The following is a 19,581-nucleotide window of genomic DNA, read 5'->3' on the forward strand; positions in this document are numbered from 1 at the left end:
CATTCGTTCTTAGGGAGGCGTTATAGTCATGCCTGATGTGAACGTATTATTAGCCTTCTTGGCAGGGGTTGCTTCCTTCTTATCACCCTGCAGTCTGCCGCTGTATCCGTCCTATCTGTCCTACATAACCGGTTTATCCGTGCAGCAGCTTAAGCACGAGCAGAATAAGCGCGAGGTCCGTATGCGCACGTTAAGCCATACTCTAGCTTTTATCCTGGGCTTTTCCGTCGTATTCTACACACTCGGACTTGGCGCAGGCATCTTTGGAGAATTTTTTCACGAATACAAGGACCTCATTCGAATGCTGTCAGCAATACTTATTATGGTCATGGGCTTATTTCTCATTGGGCTCTTTCAGCCGCAGCTATTGATGAAGGAAAGAAAGCTTGATGTCAAATGGAAGCCGGCTGGCTACCTTGGCTCTTTTATTTTTGGCATTGGCTTTTCTGCTGGCTGGTCTCCTTGCATCGGACCTATTCTTACCGCAATCATCGCGATTGCAGCAACCGAGCCGGGAACCTGGGTTACGCTTATTACAGGCTATACTATAGGATTCGCACTTCCCTTTTTCTTGCTGGCATTCTTTGTTGGAACGACGAGATTTATCAGTAAATATTCAGGTGTACTAATGAAGGTCGGGGGTAGTGTTATGGTTCTGATGGGCATATTGCTCTTTACAGACCGAATGACACAAATTACGATTTGGCTGCAACGAATTACACCGGAATGGATGATATTCTAAAAAATAGTTTCGTTATGTAAGCCCATCAGTCGCTGACTGATGGTTTTTTCACATTATGCAGATGATTGGCAGTGGCTTTTGTCGAAGGCAAACTTAGGTGAAATATTCAATTTTAGCTTGTGGAAAAGCATCGAAGATACGTTCCGTAATAAATTCACGGAGTGCCTGCTGCTGATCTTTAGGGTATACATATTTATATTGTCCCCATTTTCCCCATTTGGTCTCACGTTTCGCTATATCCATTTCCAGCTTGGATTTGGGATAGCGCTGTTCAATCACATTTTTGGCCGTCTTGGTAAAGCGGTGCTGAATCATCTCAAAAGTCAAATCTTTGGTTGCTTCCTGTGGAAGATTTTCTTTAAGCCTTTCCAGCAGCTCGCTATAGCCCTCTTCCCACCCGTCGTACCAAATGATCGGAGCGATAATAAAACCGAGGGGATATCCGGCGTGAGCGATTTTTCCTGCGGCTTCTATACGTTCCTCGAAGCGGGAGGTGGCAGGCTCAAAATTTTTAATTACATATTCAGCATTTACACTAAATCGAATGCGCGTATGGCCGTTATGCTTGATGTTCAGCAGAGGATCTACATGATGATACTTGGTAACGAACCGAAGTCGTCCAAACTCTTCATCCGCCATAAAGCGAATGAGATCACCGAGGCTCCCAGTAATATGTTCGAGCCCGACAGGGTCAGAAGTACAAGCAGCCTCAAACCGGGTGATCTCCGGCTTGCGCTCTTCAATGTAATCCTTCGCTGCATGCAGAATGTCCTCCGTGTTTACATAGACACGAATATAAGGTTTGCTGCCAAGCGTGGTCTGCAGATAGCAGTAGTGACAGTGTCCCATACATCCTGTAGATATCGGAATCGCATATTCGGCAGAGGGCTTGGACTGATCGAATTTAAGCGTTTTGCGAAGGCCCACCACGAGCGTTCTTTTGGCTATACGGTATTTCTCCTGATCTGTCTCTCCCGGCAAGTTCGTAATTCGGTTGTGCGAAGTGGTCATACGATATTCAATATTATTCGCTTTAACCCATTCCATAATGCGTTTGCCTTTTTCATATTCCAATGCCTGTGGTTCAAAATAAACTAAATCAGGAACAAAGGGAGCTGTTGGCTTAAGCTTGCGTTTAGGCTTTTCCGGAACGAGTATTGTCATGGGCAGTTGGCTCCTCTCCCTGTATTCAATTCTTAGTTATTGTGCCATCAGTTTGCACCCATTAAGCGTGGTAAGTTCAGTCATGTAAGAAGTGCTTGTCAGGCTTTAAGACTTGCAAATCGCAAGTGATAACATGTATCATTACAAGAGCAAAGTTGTGCGATCGATCAGACGCTAGTTCATAAATGAAAAGAGGTAAGGCAAATGCCAACGCCCAGTATGGAAGATTATTTGGAGCGAATTTACAAGTTAATTGACGAGAAGGGCTATGCGCGTGTATCCGATATAGCTGAGGGACTGGAAGTCCATCCTTCCTCTGTAACCAAGATGATCCAGAAGCTGGATAAAGATGAATATTTAATCTATGAAAAATACCGCGGACTCGTGCTGACGCCAAAAGGCAAAAAGATTGGCAAGCGTCTAATGGACCGTCATGAGCTGCTTGAGGAATTTTTAACGATGATTGGCGTTAAGAATGAGAATATCTATACCGATGTTGAAGGAATTGAGCATCATTTGAGCTGGGATTCCATTACTTGCATCGAAACCCTTGTCGAATATTTTCGCAGAGACAACACCCGACTAGAGGATTTACAGAATGTTCATAAAGAACTGACCAACGAATCATAGAAGAGCACCGTCCTGATTTATTTGCGGGACAGGTGTTTTTTCTTTTTATACGCAACTATCAGAATAGAATCCGCGTCTATATTCATAGGAAATGGTTTATTTTTCTAATACCAAAGCTATGGAGGACAAGGGTTGTATGAGGAAATGGAAACAATGCATCGCATTATTGCTAGTCTGTTTGCTGGCATTTCAAGGGGGCTCTGTGACATTCGCAGCCAGTACGGCAGGAATTACGATTTATTTGGATGGTGAGGAGCTGGAGTCTGACGTTGCGCCTTATATCGTACCCAAAGTCAATGTCACGATGGTGCCGCTTCGTGTAATCAGTGAAGGCATTGGCGCTTCGGTTAAGTGGAATCAGGCGTCCAAAACCGTTCGGATTCAAGGATTTGGCAACGACCTGTCTTTGACCCAAGGGAAGAGCACGGCGATTGTGAACGGAAAAACGGTACAGCTGTCCGCGAATGTGACCAACACCAAAAACCGTGTGATGGTGCCGATTCGTTTTGTCAGCGAGCATCTGGGCCTGATTGTGAAATGGAATCAATCCGCCAAAACGATTCATCTCACCTCTACGAATTTGTGGCCGACAGATCCGGAAATTCCGGTTGTACCTGGAGAACCAGAGGACAGCGATATGAGAGGCGCATGGATCTCCACCATTAATGGAGACTGGCCGAAATCAGGATCTATGAATAATGTGGAGAAGCAGAAGAGTGATTTCATCCAGGAGCTTGATAAGCTGGAGTCTATGGGAATCAATGCGGTATTTGTTCAGCTGAGAGGTGCCGCTGACGCGATCTATCCTTCCACACTGGTTCCATGGAACAAAGTATTGACTGGCACCCAAGGGGTGGATCCAGGGTATGATCCTGTCAGCTTCATGATCGAGGAAGTACATAAACGGGGGATGGAATTCCATGCCTGGTTTAATCCTTTCCGCGCGAATACGACGGCAGACATTAGCAAGAATGCAGCCAATCATGTAGTGAATGTACATCCGGATTGGATCGTAACCGCTAAGAATCAGATGTACATTAATCCGGGTATCCCAGATGCAAGACAGCATATTATTGATGCCATCATGGAAGTGGTGAATCGTTATGACATCGATGGCGTTCATTTGGACGACTATTTCTACCCATCTAATGTCACTTTTAATGATGCAGCTGCCTTCAAAGCGTATAATTACAACAACTATAAAGATATTAATGACTGGCGTGTAGATAATATTAACAGGTTCGTTCAGTCACTGGGGGAACAGATACAAGCTGTGAAGCCTGGAGTCGAGTATGGAATTAGTCCATTTGGCGTGTGGAGAAACATCGCAGATGATCCGACAGGCTCGAATACGAAGGCAGGCGTGACCGCCTATGATGATATGCATGCGGATGTGCGTACTTGGATTCAGAAAGAGTGGATTGATTATGTTGCACCGCAGATTTATTGGAGCATGTCACTCCAAGCGGCAAGATACGATATTCTGGTTGACTGGTGGGTCGATGAGGTGTCAGGGACCGATGTGGATCTGTATATAGGTCACTCACCTTACAAGCTGGGAACATCCGAAGCGGGCTGGCACACCGCAAATGAAATCATTAATCAGCTCAAATATAATGAGCAGTATGAAGAAGTTGATGGCGACATCTACTTTAGTGCACAATACCTGACCAAGAATCCTCTTGGCTTGATCGGTTTACTGCAAAACTATTACGGAAAATGAAATGACTTTTCTAGAATATTAAAGGCTTCATAAACTGCTGATCTACAACATAAAAAGTCCTTTGACCTTTAGCAGGTCAAAGGACTTTTGCTTTTGCTAATGATATTTAGGAAGCTCATCGTCATTTTTGCTTTTCTTCTGTCCTTCAATGACATGAAAAGGGTAGCTCTTGCGCTTATTCATTGTCTGTCCGGGTTTATGTCCTGACTTACTCCGTTCGAGCTTCGCCATCGTTGCTTTGGAAGGCTTCACTTTAGGGTGTCTGCCGGTCAATGCCCGAGGGGGACGCTTATAGAACCAGAAGATGAGTCCTCCCAGGATCAGGGGGAAGATTAGTTCACTCCATAAACCAGATCGAATAATATCATATAAGCCGAAGACCGCCAATATCATGATGATCCAAAAAGCTACTGCATGCTTAACCATGTCAGATCCTCATCCTTTCACAGGATCAAGATTACCGCTAGTTACACTGAACGTTGCGGGTGATTTTTCAAATTCCGCATCAAGCTCACGCATACGGTTAAAGGAGGCAATCGATACCTCAACCTGCTCGTTCGTTGGTTCTTTGGTTGTAAGAAGCTGAAGCCACAGGCCCGGATAACCAAGGAAGCGAAGAACCGGTATGTCTCTTACTGCGTTTGTAAACTTTAATACTTCAAATGAAACACCGAGTACGATCGGCAAGAGCATGAGCCGCTGTCCTACACGCTCCCATACATTATCGTAAGGAAACGGGATCGAGAATACAGAATAGACAAGCACCCCGACAATGACACTGAGCACCAGGAAGCTGCTTCCGCATCTGTAATGGAGACGGCTGAATTTCTGTACACTCTCCGGAGTGAGCTCAGCTCCAGCTTCATAAGCACTTATTACCTTATGCTCTGCACCATGATATTGAAACAATCGCTTGATGGTTGGTGTCATGGATAAGAAGTACAGGTAAGCAAAGACAAGCAGGATCTTAATAATTCCTTCAATGAAAGTATGACCGAACTGGCTGATCGACAGGCTGCCGAATAGAAATTCCTCTATGAATACCGGAACCGCCGTCAACACCACTTTACCAAATACAAAGGATAGGATACCTACGGCAGCAACGCCGATAATCATCGACAGACTCCAGCCAGAATCTTCATCCTCTTGATTCTTCGCACGTTCTTCCGGTGTCAGCTCGTCGTCAGCATATGCATCTGCCGAGTAATTTAAATGCTTCGTTCCCTTGGCGCTGGAGTCAATGAGACTGACAATCCCGCGCAGAAAAGGGACCTTACGCAATTTGGTAACCCAGGATTTGTCCTGCTTAGGCACTTCAAGAAAAGTGATTTCTTGGTTTTTGCGACGTACTGCAGTGACATTCACATGCTTCCCGCCGAACATGACCCCTTCAATTACGGCTTGACCGCCATAAGCCACTCTTTTTGATTCTTGAGGCAAAGAACTCACCTTCCTATTCTTAACTTCGATTGTCTACATTGTATCGAATTCCGCCAGCAATTTCTAGTTCTGACTAGTCTTCAGTAATTTGAACATACTACAAGTTATAACAAGGTTTTACATGAGAGTATGCATAGTGACATTTGCTGCAGCTAGGGCCATTCATTGCTTTTGGTTATCAGATGCAAAAGTGTGATCGTGTTTATGTACGAGCTGCAGCCCAAAAAGTTGCGGATCTCTTACTTCCGAGAAGATAAATAAATACATAAGCTGCAGGAGGATGAATCATGAGTCACTTAGAACAGCGCAGAGAGATTACTAATAAATTTGTATTTGCGTTGGAAATCGGTTTTTTTGCAGGGTTGATCTGGGGAGGTATTCAGTGGATATTTTACTACTTTAACTTTACTGTCATACCGATAGGTTTTCTGGCAGAGCCTTTTTTCAAGCATGCTTATATTTATAAAATACAGGGACATTTTATCGGGTGGCTGTTTTTCATTGTCTTCTCACTGCTTGCCTCCATTATATATACTTATCTGTTCCGCAAGCTGAAGGGGCCTATACCTGGCCTGATCTATGGGATAGTCTGGTGGGTCATTCTCTTTGTATGGATTGGTCCCTGGACAGGGATGATGAAGCCTCTAAACCAGCTGACCTGGGATTCCATCTTTAGCGAAGTCTGCTTGTTCCTGCTGTGGGGATTGTTCATCGGTTACAGTATCGCAATGGAGTTTACGGATGAACGTAAAAGAGACACCCAGATGGGCTCATAATAAATTGCTAGCTAATATGTAACTACACCGATCGCTCACCACTTCTGTCTTGATGCAAAAAAGCTTCTCAATCCAATATCCGGTATGGTAAAATAGCAGATGGTTATTTGCAGGAAAGGTGGTGCGCGAGGATATGAAACGGATTCTGGTCATGAACGGCCCGAACCTGAATATGCTTGGTGTGCGTGAGCCTGGTATTTATGGCAAGCAAAGTCTTCAATCCATTGAAGAAATGCTTCGTGCTCAGGCGGAGAAGCTTTCCGTATCCATTACTTTTTATCAATCGAATCATGAAGGCGAACTTATCGACCGAATTCATGCTTCCTTGGGGGAAGTTGACGGAATATTGCTTAATGCAGGTGCCTTTACTCACTACAGCTATGCTATTCGTGACGCTTTGAGCACAGTTAAAATTCCTACCATCGAACTTCATCTGTCTAATATTCATGCGCGGGAGTCTTTCCGGCATACGTCGGTCATTGCAGCGGTAACGATTGGTCAAATTTCTGGCTTCGGAGCTTACAGCTATGAACATGCTCTAAACGCGATGTATCGCTATTTGGAGACACAAGACGCTTCGATGGATTGAATGAACGAGAGCGAAGAAAGAAGGTATAATCATGGGGAACAACCGAGTGTTGAAATTGCGTAAAGCGATGCAGGAGTCTCAGCTGGAAGCGTTCTTGGTCACCAGTCCTATTAATAGACGATATATGACCGGATTTACGGGTTCAGCCGGATATGTATTGATTACGCTTGAACAAGCCTATTTGCTTACGGATTTCCGTTACATGACACAAGCTTCTCAGCAGGCAGCAGGTTACACGGTAGTGGAACATGCAGCCAAGCCGATGAGTACGGTTAAAGAGCTCCTGGATAAAGAGGGTATCAAGTCTCTTGGATTTGAGCAGGATCTCGTCACTTTCTCTACGTATGGGGTCTATTCAGAGCAATTGAAGCCCGTGTCTCTCGTGCCTGTCAGCGGCCTGGTGGAGAAGCTGCGGATTTACAAGGATGAGAACGAGATTGCCATAATGCAGCGTGCTGCAGACTTGGCTGACTCAACTTTTTCGCATATCCTGAATGTGATCAAGCCGGGAATGACAGAGCGTGAAGTAGATCTGGAAATGGAATTCTTCATGCGCAAAAATGGTGCAGCATCATCTTCGTTCGATACGATCGTAGCTTCTGGCGAACGTTCAGCAATGCCGCATGGGGTTGCCAGTAACAAAGTGATTGAAACGTCAGACTTTGTTACGTTTGATTTTGGAGCGCTGTATGACGGATATTGTTCAGATTTGACGCGGACCATTGCAATCGGCAATCCTGCAGCTAAGCTGCTGGAGATTTATGATATTGTATTGGAAGCCCAATTACATACTTTGGAACATATAAAGCCGGGTATGACAGGAAGAGAAGCAGACGCTCTCGCAAGAGATGTGATTACGAAATACGGCTATGGAGACCAGTTTGGCCACAGTACCGGACATGGTCTGGGCATGGAGGTTCATGAATCTCCCAGACTGTCCAAGCTGAGCGATGATATTCTTGAGCCTGGTATGGTCGTTACCGTGGAACCGGGCATTTACCTGCCTGGAATCGGCGGTGTACGAATTGAGGATGATGTCGTGATTACAGAATCAGGGATTCGCCTGCTCACGCATTCCAACAAAGAACTTTTGAAGCTGTAACTATTATTAGGAGGGGTTTTTTAGTGATTTCAGTAAACGATTTTAAAACAGGCTTGACAGTAGAGGTTGACGGAGATATCTTTACGGTTCTTGATTTCCAACACGTTAAACCAGGTAAAGGCGCGGCATTTGTTCGCTCTAAACTCAAAAACCTGCGTAATGGCAACACGGTAGAGAGAACTTTCCGCGCGGGTGAAACGATTGGACGCGCTCAAATCGATAACCGCGGTGTATCTTACCTCTATGCAAGCGGTGATGAGCATACCTTCATGGATAACGAAACTTACGATCAATTTACATTGACCAGCGATCAGCTCGAGTGGGAACTGAACTTCCTCAAAGAGAACATGAACGTGAACATCATCAGCTACCAAGGAGAGATCCTGGGTATCAACCTGCCTAACTCTGTAGAGCTGAAGGTTGTTGAAACCGAGCCTGGAATCAAAGGCAATACAGCAACAGGTGCTACCAAAAATGCAAAAGTGGAAACGGGTCTGAATGTTCAGGTTCCTCTTTTCATTAACGAAGGCGATGTTCTGATCATCGATACTCGCGAAGGTAAATACAACTCCCGCGCGTAATAAATAGACATTTGTAAGATAATAAATATGTAATATCATGCTGTACTATCCTCTGCTTAAGCATTATTCAGCAGAGGATATTGTTTTATTAAGAGAAAGAGAATCCATTTATCGCGAGTTCCATATTTTCACATTAACATCTTTACTGATTTACAGTAAAAAAGGGTTACAACAAAGCGCTATTCGTATTATACTGTTTAGAAGCAAGGTGAGCTTATGCTTACCATGGTTTACAATCTTACGTTACATACTGTAGGGAGTGAGTTCGGTTTGTCTTTGTTCGTAATGAAATTCGGAGGCAGTTCTGTTGGAGATACAGAACGGATGCAACGGGTAGCCAAACGTGTTGCCGAGAAACAGGATGAAGGGCATAAATGTGTAGTTGTCGTTTCCGCAATGGGAGATACAACTGACGATTTGATTGACCAAGCGAAATTGTTAAATAGTAAGCTTCCGGCGCGGGAGCTCGATATGCTGATGACGACAGGTGAGCAAATATCGATCGCGATGCTGTCCATGGCTATTCAGCAGCTCGGCCGAGAAGCAGTTTCATATACAGGCTGGCAGGCAGGATTTGTGACAGAGCCGGTACATGGCAAAGCAAGAATTACGGATATTAACCCGGAGAAGGTGCTGCGTTCACTTGATGAAGGCAAGATCGTCATTGTTGCAGGTTTCCAGGGTATTACGGCGGATGGAGAAATTACGACACTTGGCCGGGGCGGCTCGGATACAACAGCTGTAGCTTTGGCTGCTGCAATCAAGGCGGATGCTTGCGAGATCTACACCGATGTAGACGGTGTATATTCGACAGATCCCCGAATCGTCAAAGTAGCTCGTAAGCTCAAAGAAATTTCGTATGATGAAATGCTTGAATTGGCTCACCTGGGTACCGCGGTTCTACATCCGCGTGCAGTAGAATATGCGAAGCATTCGAAGGTGCCTTTGGTTGTACGTTCAAGCTTTAACTATAATGAAGGAACGGTTGTGAAGGAGGAAGCGGCATTGGAACAGGGAGTAGTGGTAAGCGGCATCGCTTATGATAAAAACGTAGCACGAATTAGTATTCTGGGAGTAGAGGATATTCCAGGAGTGCTGGCCGGTATGTTCGGTGCACTGGCTCAAGCACAGCTAGACGTAGATATCATCGTACAGAGCGGTATTAGTGACGGTAAAGCGGACTTCTCCTTCACTGTAGCCTTGGATGATCGCGAGCGTGCAATTGAGGTTATCAATAGCATGAAGCAGGTGCTTCCTTATCGTGAAGTTACTTTTGAAGAGAACCTGGTTAAAGTATCTATCGTGGGTGCAGGAATGGTCAGCCATCCTGGCGTAGCCGCTCAAATGTTTGATGTTATTTCTAAACAAGGGGTCAACATTAAGATGGTGAGCACCTCTGAGATTAAAGTCTCTTGTGTCATCGAAGGCAACAAGCTGAATGAAGTTATTCAAGCGCTGCATACAGCTTATAACCTGGACACCGATGTCAAAGCATTTGTCGGTGGTCCGCAGGACCGCAGATAACCTATTGCGTGAAGCGTTAGCCGTATACTAGTTATATGATATATATGATAGCTGTCAAAAAACTTATCGACAGCCTGGGATCTGCACATTAATTGTGCAGATCTTTTTTTGTTGTCCAAGGCCGGATCACTTGGTTACTCTCTAGTACAGGCACAATGGAGCTGCTATTCATCTCTAAACAGTAGTCCACATCCAGGGCGTGGCCTTGCTTGATAAGACGTTTGGCCTCGTTTCCTTCATACACTATTTTCTTCAGCTGATCCTTGTTGTGAAGGTACGCCTGATGAACGGTTATACCGAGATCATTGGAACGCACATGCTGCTGGGTCATATGTTTTAGATCATCGATAAGCATCCCGGCACATAATCCATCCTCAAGGGCAAATCGATCCTGACTTCCCGCACATAAGAGGACAACATCTCGATCAAGATGAACCAGGATCTCCGCGCATGCCCTCGCATTGAGAAAGGATGCAGAGAAGACGGTTAAGGCCTTAGAAGCCTTTATGAGCGCTCTTGTTCCACTTGTGGTCGTTAAGATCACATTTTTTCCGTGAATCAGTTCTTTCGTATATTCCAAAGGTGAGTTACCCGCATCAAAGCCCGTTATTTTTTTGCAGAATCGTTCTCCTCCAAGAATCATATCCTCATATTGAAGCTGTTTGGCCTGCGGTACGGTTTCAACCGGAATGACACAGGCTGCCCCGTGGGCAAGCGCCGTAACAATGGTGCTGGATGTTCGAAATACATCAATAACGACAGCACTTCGGTGTACCAGATCTTCAGATCTTACCTCACTGACACTCGCAACGACATCTATACGCAAAGAAATCACCTCCCTAACTTGCTTCTTCCACCTCAATCAATGAAATGGGAGTCTGTTAGCTTACCATATGCACAATGAACAGGGCAGGTGCCTATAGTGAGTAGACATTCTCTTAATAGAGGTGATATAGACGATTGCTATATTTCCTCTTAATTAATGAAAAAATTGATAGATTCCCGTCATAAAAAACAGGTACAGGCATACATATGGGTTAAGACCAACAAAAACGACCCGGAAGTCGCTCTCAGAAAAAGTGCACGAGTTAAGGGGGTGCTTATATGAAATGGCTGGACCTGTTCCCGACTCCATTAAAAACAATATTGGAATATATTCCCCTGCCGCTGCTAGAAACGCTTGAAGAAATAAGAATTCGGGAAGGCAGACCGATGGAGATCAATACCCATGGTGAACATTATTTCGTTACAAAACAAGGTAGCCCGTCTAAGAAGCCAAGTGAAGCGTACAAGCCTTCAAGAGATGACACCTATCGTTTCCTGGATCTAATCAGCAATCATTCCCTTTATACATTGGAAGAAGAATTGAGAAAAGGCTTCATTACAGTTCCAGGAGGACACCGGATTGGACTAGCTGGCAGAACCGTTCTAAAGGGCGGAAAGGTTGAGCACCTGAGGGATATTAGCGGGTACAACATTCGAATTGCAAAAGAAGTCAGAGGAGCAGCGGACAGGCTGATGCCACACCTTCTGGACCCACAGACCTCACGAATCAAGCATACCCTCATCCTATCTCCTCCGCAGCAGGGGAAGACAACGCTTCTCCGGGATATGTCAAGGCAGATCAGTATGGGCAGCAATGAACGAAAGAGCTTTAAGGTCGGCATTGTGGATGAGCGCTCGGAGATAGCAGGCAGCTATAAAGGGGTTCCGACATTTGATGTGGGTCCAAGAACCGATGTCATGGATGCTTGTCCGAAGGCCGAAGGAATGATGATGCTGATTCGCTCCATGTCACCGGAAGTACTTATTGTAGATGAGATCGGACGGGAGGAAGACGCAGAGGCGATTAAGGAAGCGCTGGGTGCAGGGATATCCGTCATCGCTTCAGCCCATGGAAGAGATATAGCCGAGCTTAAACGCAGACCCGCGCTGCATCAGCTGATGAGTGAAGATTATTTTCAATTAATCGTTATTCTGGATCGCACAGGAAAAAGGTTTCAGTACAAAATCTCCGATATGAGGCACAAGAGTCTGCATCCTCAAGGCATGCATCAGCAAGGAATGACCACAGGAGGCACTTATGCTTAAGCTGATTGGTTCCGTCCTTATTTTATTGTCAGGGACGCTTGCTGGTTTTTATCAAGCGAATCAATTTGCCTCACGACCGAAGCAGATCAGGGAGCTTACATTGATGCTGCAGCGACTTTTGACAGAGATCAATTACAGCTACAGACCTCTTGCCGAAGCCTTGAGTCAAATTGGTAAACAGGCAAGTGAACCGCTTGGGCGTTTGTTTATCTCGGCTGCGGACCATATGAATTCCTCACAAGGCCTGTCGGCCCAAGAGAGCTTCCAGCATGCGATAAATCGCTATTGGAGCCAAACGGCGATGAAGCAGCCGGAAAAAGAAGCGATTCGCCAGCTCAGCTTCAGCCTGGGAACGAGTGACCGGGAAGAGCAGAACAAGCATATCACCCTTGCCATTCAGCAGCTGAATCATGAGGAAGCTTCGGCCCGGAACGATCAAATAAAGTATGAGAAGATGAGCCGCAGTCTTGGACTTCTGGTCGGGGCGCTGATCGTCATCCTGATCTTATAGCGAGGTGCCATTCTCAAATGAATTTAGAAGTAAATGCAATATTTCAGATCGCAGGCATCGGAATTATCATAGCGATGATCCATACGGTGCTCAAGCAAATGGGCAAAGAAGATATGGCACACTGGGTTACCGTAATCGGATTTGTTGTTGTGCTCTTCATGGTCGTTCGCATGCTCGACAATTTGCTTCAGGAGATCAAGTCTATATTCTTGTTCCATTAAAGCAGGCTTAAGGTGAACAAAAGGTGATCATAACATGGAAATTATACAAATCGTAGGACTTGGACTAATCGCAACCATCCTGATCTTGATTGTGAAAGAGCAAAAGCCCATGTTTGCGTTTCTAATTGCAACCACAGCCGGGATTCTCATCTTTCTGTTCGTCATTGGCAAGATTGGCAGTGTTATTGGCGTTCTGGAACGAATGGCAGAGTCCTCAGGAATGGATGAAGTACATCTTAAGACCATTCTCAAGATCATTGGCATTGCTTATATCGCAGAGTTTGGAGCACAAATTGTAAGAGATGCAGGTCAAGAAAGTATTGCTTCAAAAATCGAGCTTGCCGGCAAAGTGTTGATTCTGGTACTGGCCGTACCGATCATCAGCATTATTATCGAAACGGTACTGAAGCTGCTGCCGGTATGAGTGGAGGCGGAGGATAAAGGATGTGATAAATAAGAGCTATCACTGTCAGGATAAACGAATCGTTATCGTATTTGTCATCTGTTTTTTCTTCGCCTTGGGTACGAATGTATTCGCCAGCTCGCCCGTTACAGACTGGGCAGGAGAACAACTGGAGCAGCTGCCCACAGAGCAGGTAGAGAAATATTGGCAGTCACTCATTAATGATTATGGCGGTTTTTTTCCTGAAGGACAGCTGCCCTCCTTCATGGACATGCTCCTTCCTGGAGGAGAAGGACTCAGCCTGAAAAATATATTCAGCGCGATCGGCAGATTCCTGCTCCATGAGATCCTGTTTAACGGAAAGCTGCTGGTCACCATCATTATGCTGAACATTATGAGCATGATTCTAGAAACGCTCCAGACGGCTTTTGAGAAGAGCACGATCAGCAAGGTCGCCTATTCCATCTGTTACATGGTTATCGTCGTCATTTCGATCAACAGCTTCAACGTCGCTATCGGCTATGCAAAGGGTGCCATCGACCAGATGATTGACTTCATGCTTGCGATGATTCCGCTGCTGTTTGCGCTTCTCGCATCCATGGGAAATATCATTACCGTATCGGTGACGCATCCACTGATCGTGTTTATGATTCACACCATCAGTATGGTGATCTATAAGATTGTATTTCCGCTGCTGTTCTTCTCGGCAGTATTGCACCTGGTCAGCTCATTAACTGACAAATTTAAGCTTACTCAGCTTGCGAATCTGCTGCGAATAATCGGCGTGGGGCTGCTCGGTGTGGTCCTGACGATCTTCCTCGGTGTCATATCCGTGCAGGGGGCTACCAGCTCCGTAGCAGATGGCGTGACCATCAGAGCTGCTAAATATGTATCCGGTAATTTCGTTCCTGTTGTGGGGAAGGTGCTCGCCGATGCAACAGATACGGTCATTTCCGCTTCGCTGCTCGTGAAGAACTCGATTGGACTCGCGGGAGTGATCATCATCTTGTTCATCTGCGCATTTCCTGCATTGAAGATACTGACACTGGCACTGATCTATAACGTCGCAGCAGCGATCATGCAGCCACTTGGCAATACACCTATTGTTGGATGCCTCCAAGCGATAGGAAAAAGCTTAATCTATGTATTCGCTGCCCTTGCGGCAGTGAGTCTCATGTTCTTTCTAGCCATCACGATTATGCTGACTGCAGGAAATATGACGGTGATGTTGAGGTGAGAGGATGGAATGGCTCAGCGGCTGGCTCAGGGAATTAATACTGGTGGTGCTTCTCGCCACATTCGTGGATATGCTTCTACCGAACAAATCCATGGAACGATATGTCAAATTAGTGCTGAGTCTGCTTATTCTGCTTACTCTGATTTCACCGATCATCAATTTAATTAACCAGGATTCGAATGAAAGATTAAGTGCCGCCTTAACGGATTGGGGCGGAGGCTCTACAGAGGAGCAGGACATGACACTATCTGAAATTATGGACAAAAGCAGAGAGCTCACACAGCAGCATGAAATGAGTGCCATGGACTGGGCAGCCAATGAGGTTGCGGATCAGATGAAGGCACAGATTGAGCAGGAATCACAGCTGCCCGTAAAGTCGGTTACTGTGCAGCTCGGAGCTCTTGAGAGGTCGGGAAAGAAATCAGGGGAGACCGGGATTACAAGTGTGGAGGTCGCTATTGCTGACACCTATTCAGCGCAACAGGAAGAGCAGCGTCCTCCTGAAGAGACGGATGATGAGCTTGGACCGATCTATATTCAGCCGGTGGAACCAAGTGATATTCATGTGAATGCATCTGAGACGATGAATGCAGAGGATGATCAAGGAACCACCACAGATGACGAAGCCGTTTCAGCCATGACAATGACAGAGATCAGTCTGATTGAAGAGCTGCTTAAACAGGAATGGGAAGTGAATCCTGAGCGGGTTCGGATTCTTATTCCTTCTACAGATAACAATTATTGAATTCAGAATGATATAAGCGAGGTGAATATAACATGGGGAAATTCAGAGATCAGTTAAATAAATGGCTTGGATCAAGCGAGGATGGAGCTGCTAAGCGAGGACAAACGTTTCGCTGGCTAATCATTGTGGGGTTGATCGGCGTTGCCATCGTGATTCTTAGCTCCTTTGTTAACGTCAAAGAGATTGAACCAGAGAACGTAGGGCGAGAACCGCCGCAGGAGACCAGTGTACAGTCAGCCTTTGAGTCTTCCGTCAATGAGGCCACCCCTTTTGATACGATCGAAAGATCGTTTGAGGATAAAATGAAAGGAATTCTTGAGCAAATCGTTGGTGTAGGAACCGTGGATATTATGGTGACTATTGACTCTACCGAAGAGATCATCGTTCAGCGTAACATGCAGGACTCCCAGCAAAACACGGAGGAGACCGACGCGAACGGCGGTGAGCGAAACATTACCCAATATACACGCAACGGTGAGATTGTTACTTACAATGAATCCGGCGATGAGGTGCCGATCATTACGAAGAAGATCAAGCCTCAGGTTCGAGGGGTACTCGTTGTTGCCAAGGGAGCAGAGAACAAAGTGGTTAAGGACCTTATCGTTGAAGCGGTGGAGAAAGGTCTGAACGTTCCGTCGTACAGAATTTCAGTCGTACCCAGAAAACAGCAATAATGCACTGAATTAGTGCCTAATCTTAATCTTGATCCAATGTGGGAGGAATATAAAAAATGAAAAACAAAAGACAAACGATATGGCTCGTATCGATGCTGAGTCTGATGGTTGTTCTATCCGCTTATTATCTATTCACGGATGATTCAGGATCGTCCAATCAGACTGCAGAGTCAGGGCAGATGAGTAATGCCGAAGAAGCTTCTGCTCAAAACACACTGGAAGGGCTTGTCTTGAACGAAGTTGTAACTGAGGAACCAGCAACAGGTGAGCAAACAGACGAAACAGGAGCACCGGTTAACACTTCGGAAGAACCAGCAGCAACCGGGGAACAAACGGATGCGGCAGCACCAAGCACTGAAGGCACAGGTACAGAGACAGAGGCAGCAACGGAAGAAGCAAAGACAGATGAAGATGTACTGAACCAGCTGGAAGCTCAGGATGACCCTAATTCAGCAATCACGGTCTTCGAGAATTACCAATGGGAACGTTCTTCAGAGAATAGCAAGCTCTCAAATGATTTGATGGCTGCAGCATCCGACGCGACAAAAACACCGGAAGAAAATGCAAAGGCTTTGGAACAATTGCGTATATTAGAGGAAAAAAATGAGAAAATACTAGGTATTGAGGAACAGCTCTCCCAGCAGTATGCAAACGCTATTGTTCAAGAGGAAGAGAATGAGTACAAAGTGGTTGTGATCAGCGAGAAGCTGGAGGCGATCGACGCGGTAAACATTGTTGATCTGGTTATCAGCGAGCTGGATGTAACGCAGGACAAAGTCCGGGTTCAATATGTCAAAGAATAAATAAGCTGCAAGCAAGTTGGGAAGCGCCCAGAATCCCTTAATTCTTGGGCTCTTTCCATTTTTAGTGTTTGTGATATAATACATAAAGTTATGACTGTCCGAGTGAATATGGCAGTATGCCGAAGGAGTGAAAATAACAAATGTTTAAATTAAATGAAATCAAAGAATTAATTAAGGTTATTGACGAGTCTTCCGTACAGGAGCTTGAAATTGAGAATGAAGGGTCCAGACTGACCATTCGTAAACCAGGCAAGACTGAAATTGTCCAAGCAGCGGCTGCGGTCAGTGCTTATCCAGTAACAAGCCAGGTTCAGCCTGTACCACAAGCAATCGAAACACCGGCTGCTGCGCCCGTACAGGAACAAGCGACTGCAAACAGCAATTTACATAAAATTGTGTCTCCGATGGTCGGTACGTTCTACTCTGCACCTTCCCCTGAAGCTGGCGTTTTTGTCAATGTTGGCAGCAAGGTTACAGAGAAGTCAACCGTTTGTATTGTAGAAGCGATGAAGCTGATGAATGAAATTGAAGCTGACGTGAAAGGCGAGATTGTAGAAATTCTTGTACAGAATGGACAGCTCGTTGAGTATGGTCAGCCTTTGTTCTTGGTCAAACCGGAGTAAGCTCCTGTTGGTGAAATGACTATAGATAGCAGCGTAAATAGGTCAATGCTCCAAAGGAGGATATGGTAATCATGAAATTTCAAAAAATATTGGTAGCAAACCGCGGAGAAATCGCCGTTCGGATTATTAGAGCTTGCAGGGAAATGGGTATTGCAACGGTAGCTGTTTACTCAGAACCGGATCGTGACGCACTCCATGTCAGACTTGCAGATGAAGCTTATTGTATCGGACCGACTTTATCCAAGGACAGCTACCTTAACATAACTAATATTATGAGCGTAGCCACATTAACTGAATGTGACGCAATTCACCCTGGCTACGGTTTTTTGGCTGAGAATGCAGATTTTGCGGAGATTTGTGAATCCTGCAATGTTGCCTTTATCGGCCCTTCCGCTGATGCCATCACGAAGATGGGGGACAAAGCGGTAGCCAAACAAACGATGAAGGATGCGGGTGTTCCTGTCATTCCGGGCTCTGATGGTCTCGTGGAGAGTGTCGAAGAAGCAGTTATGATCGCCAGAGATATCGGTTATCCTGTAATTATTAAGGCGACTGCAGGCGGCGGAGGTAAAGGAATCCGAATTGCTGAAGACGAGGAAGATCTTGTGAAGCAGATCGTGGCAGCACAGCAGGAAGCCCAGAAGGCTTTTGGCAACGCTGGTGTCTATCTGGAGAAGTTTTTGACGGGAATGAAGCATGTTGAGATTCAGATCATTGCTGACAAGCATGGACATGCGGTTCATTTAGGGGAGAGAGATTGCTCAATCCAGCGCCGAAGACAGAAGCTTATTGAAGAAGCGCCTTGTCCAGTATTGGACCCAGAAACACGTACGAAGATGGGTGATGCCGCCGTACGTGCAGCACTTGCTGTCGATTACTGTGGAGCGGGTACACTGGAATTTCTCCTCAGCCCGAACGGTGAGTTCTACTTCATGGAGATGAATACACGTATTCAGGTTGAGCATCCGGTCACCGAGATGGTCACAGGGATTGACCTGATTAAGGAAATGATTTCAGTCATTGAAGGAAGCCCGCTCTCCTTTGCACAGGAGGATGTCGTCATTGACGGGTGGTCCATTGAATGCAGAGTCAATGCAGAGGATCCGAGCCGTAACTTCATGCCTGCACCGGGTAAGATTGATTTCTATCTTGCACCGGGTGGACCTGGTGTACGGGTAGACAGCGCAGCATATCAAGGCTACAGCATTCCGCCTTTCTATGATTCCATGATTGCCAAGCTGATCGTGTGGGCACCGACTCGTGATGAAGCGATCGCGAAGATGAAGCGCGCCTTGTCCGAATTTGCTGTAGAGGGCATCCCTACGACGATTCCTTTCCATCAAAGACTGCTTGATCATCCGGCCTTCTCCAAAGGTGACTTTGATATCAAATTCTTAGAGGAAAATGAAATTTAAATTTGGCAAGCTTGTTTGTCATAAAGTCCCTCGAATGCTATAGTATGAATAATAAGTACGCATGTCTTTCTTGTGGACGAGGAAACTTACTATTGAAAGGTGTGTTAAATGAGATGAGCACAGTGCCGACTGAATTTGAGAGAACGGACATTGGCGAGATCCAAATTGCGCCGGAAGTCATTGAAGTCATTGCTGGACTTGCAACCCTTGAGGTTGGCGGCGTGGCTGGCATGAGCGGTGGTTTTGCAGGTGGATTTGCTGAATTGCTAGGACGTAAGAACCTCTCAAAAGGCGTCAAAGTTGAAGTAGGCCAGCGCGAGGCTGCTGTTGATGTTTCTGTAATTATTGAATATGGACATCGTATTCCGGAAGTCGCTTCCGCAATTCAGCAGAATGTTAAGCGCTCGATTGAGAATATGACAGGACTTACGGTCGTCGAAGTAAACGTTCAGATTCACGATGTTCAATTCAAGAATCAAGAGAAGCTTGACGATCAACCTGAGATCAGCCCTCAGCGCGTGAAATAAAATGATCTGAAACTTATAAACCCCCGGCGTCATGCGCCAGGGGTTTAGTCCATCTTTTTT

23 protein-coding genes are annotated in these 19,581 nt (G+C 45.7%); 19 read left to right on the plus strand and 4 right to left on the minus strand.

Features of this window, described 5'->3' with window-relative positions; all coding sequences use genetic code 11:
• The first annotated feature begins 28 nt into the window (after nucleotides 1-28).
• Nucleotides 29-742: a cytochrome c biogenesis CcdA family protein gene (locus TCA2_RS07925; protein ID WP_047911031.1), complete on the plus strand. Its 714-nt coding sequence runs from the start codon at nucleotides 29-31 to the stop codon at nucleotides 740-742.
• A gap of 93 nt (nucleotides 743-835) precedes the next feature.
• Here TCA2_RS07925 and splB read toward each other — a convergent pair whose 3' ends face one another.
• Nucleotides 836-1,906: a spore photoproduct lyase gene (splB, locus tag TCA2_RS07930; protein WP_047911032.1), complete on the minus strand. Its 1,071-nt coding sequence runs from the start codon at nucleotides 1,904-1,906 to the stop codon at nucleotides 836-838.
• A gap of 204 nt (nucleotides 1,907-2,110) precedes the next feature.
• Here splB and mntR point away from each other — a divergent pair, with 204 nt between their 5' ends.
• Entirely contained in the window at nucleotides 2,111-2,536 is a 426-nt protein-coding gene (gene mntR / locus TCA2_RS07935; RefSeq protein ID WP_047911033.1) for a transcriptional regulator MntR, read from the plus strand.
• Nucleotides 2,537-2,672: 136 nt separating this feature from the next.
• A complete protein-coding gene (locus tag TCA2_RS07940) occupies nucleotides 2,673-4,259 on the plus strand; it encodes a family 10 glycosylhydrolase (RefSeq protein ID WP_047911034.1) in 1,587 nt (528 codons plus the stop codon).
• 96 nt (nucleotides 4,260-4,355) lie between these two features.
• On the opposite strand, the gene TCA2_RS07945 is transcribed toward TCA2_RS07940, so the two are convergent.
• Together TCA2_RS07945 and TCA2_RS07950 are read right to left on the minus strand one after the other, a co-directional pair.
• The gene (locus tag TCA2_RS07945) at nucleotides 4,356-4,685 is read right to left on the minus strand and encodes a hypothetical protein (RefSeq protein WP_047911035.1); all 330 of its coding nucleotides are present in this window, start codon (nucleotides 4,683-4,685) and stop codon (nucleotides 4,356-4,358) included.
• A gap of 9 nt (nucleotides 4,686-4,694) precedes the next feature.
• Nucleotides 4,695-5,699 carry a DUF1385 domain-containing protein gene (locus TCA2_RS07950; protein WP_047911036.1) on the minus strand — a complete coding sequence of 335 codons (1,005 nt, stop codon included), beginning with the start codon at nucleotides 5,697-5,699 and terminating at the stop codon, nucleotides 4,695-4,697.
• Between the two features lie 287 nt (nucleotides 5,700-5,986).
• Between TCA2_RS07950 and TCA2_RS07955 the strand changes: the two genes are divergently transcribed.
• The 5 genes from TCA2_RS07955 (at nucleotide 5,987) to TCA2_RS07975 (ending at nucleotide 10,271) form a co-directional block, all read left to right on the plus strand.
• Nucleotides 5,987-6,475, plus strand: coding sequence for a YqhR family membrane protein (locus TCA2_RS07955; RefSeq protein ID WP_047911037.1), 489 nt, complete (start codon nucleotides 5,987-5,989; stop codon nucleotides 6,473-6,475).
• A 133-nt stretch (nucleotides 6,476-6,608) separates the two neighbouring features.
• Nucleotides 6,609-7,064, plus strand: coding sequence for a type II 3-dehydroquinate dehydratase (aroQ, locus tag TCA2_RS07960; protein ID WP_047911038.1), 456 nt, complete (start codon nucleotides 6,609-6,611; stop codon nucleotides 7,062-7,064).
• A 31-nt stretch (nucleotides 7,065-7,095) separates the two neighbouring features.
• Nucleotides 7,096-8,166, plus strand: coding sequence for a Xaa-Pro peptidase family protein (locus TCA2_RS07965; protein ID WP_047911039.1), 1,071 nt, complete (start codon nucleotides 7,096-7,098; stop codon nucleotides 8,164-8,166).
• A gap of 23 nt (nucleotides 8,167-8,189) precedes the next feature.
• Entirely contained in the window at nucleotides 8,190-8,747 is a 558-nt protein-coding gene (efp, locus tag TCA2_RS07970) for an elongation factor P (protein WP_047911040.1), read from the plus strand.
• A gap of 270 nt (nucleotides 8,748-9,017) precedes the next feature.
• Nucleotides 9,018-10,271 carry an aspartate kinase gene (locus tag TCA2_RS07975; protein WP_047911041.1) on the plus strand — a complete coding sequence of 418 codons (1,254 nt, stop codon included), beginning with the start codon at nucleotides 9,018-9,020 and terminating at the stop codon, nucleotides 10,269-10,271.
• Nucleotides 10,272-10,359: 88 nt separating this feature from the next.
• Here TCA2_RS07975 and TCA2_RS07980 read toward each other — a convergent pair whose 3' ends face one another.
• Nucleotides 10,360-11,097, minus strand: coding sequence for a 2-phosphosulfolactate phosphatase (locus tag TCA2_RS07980; RefSeq protein WP_047911042.1), 738 nt, complete (start codon nucleotides 11,095-11,097; stop codon nucleotides 10,360-10,362).
• 278 nt (nucleotides 11,098-11,375) lie between these two features.
• Here TCA2_RS07980 and spoIIIAA point away from each other — a divergent pair, with 278 nt between their 5' ends.
• The 11 genes from spoIIIAA (at nucleotide 11,376) to TCA2_RS08035 (ending at nucleotide 19,521) form a co-directional block, all read left to right on the plus strand.
• Nucleotides 11,376-12,362: a stage III sporulation protein AA gene (gene spoIIIAA / locus TCA2_RS07985; protein ID WP_047911043.1), complete on the plus strand. Its 987-nt coding sequence runs from the start codon at nucleotides 11,376-11,378 to the stop codon at nucleotides 12,360-12,362.
• On the plus strand, nucleotides 12,355-12,873 hold the full coding sequence (spoIIIAB, locus tag TCA2_RS07990) for a stage III sporulation protein SpoIIIAB (protein ID WP_047911044.1): 519 nt from the start codon (nucleotides 12,355-12,357) through the stop codon (nucleotides 12,871-12,873). The genes spoIIIAA and spoIIIAB overlap by 8 nt, the downstream gene beginning before the upstream one ends.
• Nucleotides 12,874-12,890: 17 nt before the next feature.
• Nucleotides 12,891-13,094 (plus strand): stage III sporulation protein AC, encoded by a 204-nt coding sequence (spoIIIAC, locus tag TCA2_RS07995; RefSeq protein ID WP_047911045.1) that lies wholly within the window; start codon nucleotides 12,891-12,893, stop codon nucleotides 13,092-13,094.
• A gap of 34 nt (nucleotides 13,095-13,128) precedes the next feature.
• Complete coding sequence (gene spoIIIAD, locus TCA2_RS08000; RefSeq protein ID WP_047911046.1) at nucleotides 13,129-13,518, plus strand: stage III sporulation protein AD; 390 nt, start codon at nucleotides 13,129-13,131, stop codon at nucleotides 13,516-13,518.
• Between the two features lie 94 nt (nucleotides 13,519-13,612).
• The gene (gene spoIIIAE / locus TCA2_RS08005; RefSeq protein WP_238546327.1) at nucleotides 13,613-14,734 is read left to right on the plus strand and encodes a stage III sporulation protein AE; all 1,122 of its coding nucleotides are present in this window, start codon (nucleotides 13,613-13,615) and stop codon (nucleotides 14,732-14,734) included.
• 4 nt (nucleotides 14,735-14,738) lie between these two features.
• Nucleotides 14,739-15,479, plus strand: a complete 741-nt coding sequence (gene spoIIIAF, locus TCA2_RS08010) for a stage III sporulation protein AF (protein WP_047911047.1) — start codon at nucleotides 14,739-14,741, stop codon at nucleotides 15,477-15,479.
• Between the two features lie 32 nt (nucleotides 15,480-15,511).
• Nucleotides 15,512-16,153 (plus strand): stage III sporulation protein AG, encoded by a 642-nt coding sequence (spoIIIAG, locus tag TCA2_RS08015; RefSeq protein WP_047911048.1) that lies wholly within the window; start codon nucleotides 15,512-15,514, stop codon nucleotides 16,151-16,153.
• 56 nt (nucleotides 16,154-16,209) lie between these two features.
• A complete protein-coding gene (locus TCA2_RS08020; RefSeq protein ID WP_047911049.1) occupies nucleotides 16,210-16,956 on the plus strand; it encodes a SpoIIIAH-like family protein in 747 nt (248 codons plus the stop codon).
• 140 nt (nucleotides 16,957-17,096) lie between these two features.
• Nucleotides 17,097-17,579 (plus strand): acetyl-CoA carboxylase biotin carboxyl carrier protein, encoded by a 483-nt coding sequence (gene accB / locus TCA2_RS08025; RefSeq protein ID WP_047911050.1) that lies wholly within the window; start codon nucleotides 17,097-17,099, stop codon nucleotides 17,577-17,579.
• A 71-nt stretch (nucleotides 17,580-17,650) separates the two neighbouring features.
• Nucleotides 17,651-18,994: an acetyl-CoA carboxylase biotin carboxylase subunit gene (gene accC / locus TCA2_RS08030; protein ID WP_047911051.1), complete on the plus strand. Its 1,344-nt coding sequence runs from the start codon at nucleotides 17,651-17,653 to the stop codon at nucleotides 18,992-18,994.
• A 113-nt stretch (nucleotides 18,995-19,107) separates the two neighbouring features.
• On the plus strand, nucleotides 19,108-19,521 hold the full coding sequence (locus TCA2_RS08035) for an Asp23/Gls24 family envelope stress response protein (protein ID WP_047911245.1): 414 nt from the start codon (nucleotides 19,108-19,110) through the stop codon (nucleotides 19,519-19,521).
• The last annotated feature ends 60 nt before the right edge of the window (nucleotides 19,522-19,581 follow it).

This window comes from Paenibacillus sp. TCA20 (assembly GCF_000732325.1).
Taxonomy (GTDB): domain Bacteria; phylum Bacillota; class Bacilli; order Paenibacillales; family Paenibacillaceae; genus Paenibacillus; species Paenibacillus urinalis.